The sequence below is a fragment of the Pauljensenia sp. UMB3104 genome (genome assembly GCF_030217285.1).
Lineage (GTDB): Bacteria > Actinomycetota > Actinomycetes > Actinomycetales > Actinomycetaceae > Pauljensenia.
The window spans coordinates 1-637 of record NZ_JASONN010000058.1 but is presented as its reverse complement, the minus strand read 5'-3'; the positions used below and the strand labels follow the sequence as shown (position 1 = coordinate 637).

Genomic DNA, 637 nt, shown 5'->3' with positions numbered 1-637 from the left:
TCATTAACGCGTTGTTATCAGCGGACGCTGACACCGTGTGCGGGGCCCAGTGGGGCCAACAAGACCCGCAGCGTCAGGCCCAGCGCAATGGGTATCGCTACCGGCCCCTGGACACCAGGGTCGGCACCATTGACGTGGCGATCCCCAAGCTGCGCTCAGGAACCTACTTTCCAGAGTGGTTGTTGCAGCGCCGCAAACGCTCCGAAAGCGCCTTGATCACAGTGGTCGCTGACTGCTACTTAGCGGGAGTATCCACGCGCCGCATGGACAAGCTCGTCAAAACCCTGGGGATCACAGGACTGTCGAAGTCCCAGGTCTCACGCATGGCAGCCGACCTGGACGAACACGTGGACGAGTTCCGTCATCGCCCCCTCCACGACGCTGGGCCTTTCACGTTCGTCGCCGCTGACGCACTGACCATGAAGGTGCGCGAAGGAGGGCGCGTCGTCTCGTGCGCGGTCCTGGTTGCCACCGGAGTCAACAATGACGGACACCGCGAAGTACTGGGGGTGCGCGTATCCACCAGCGAGACCGGTCCAGCCTGGAATGAGTTCTTCGCTGACCTAGTCGCCCGAGGCCTCACCGGCGTGCGCCTGGTCACCAGCGACGCCCATCTGGGCCTAGTTGAGGCCATCGC

At 63.4% G+C, this 637-nt stretch carries 1 protein-coding gene; it reads left to right on the top strand.

What is annotated here, in order from left to right:
- A partial coding sequence (locus QP415_RS10730; protein WP_285100037.1) for an IS256 family transposase occupies positions 1-637 on the top strand: 637 nt, incomplete at both ends.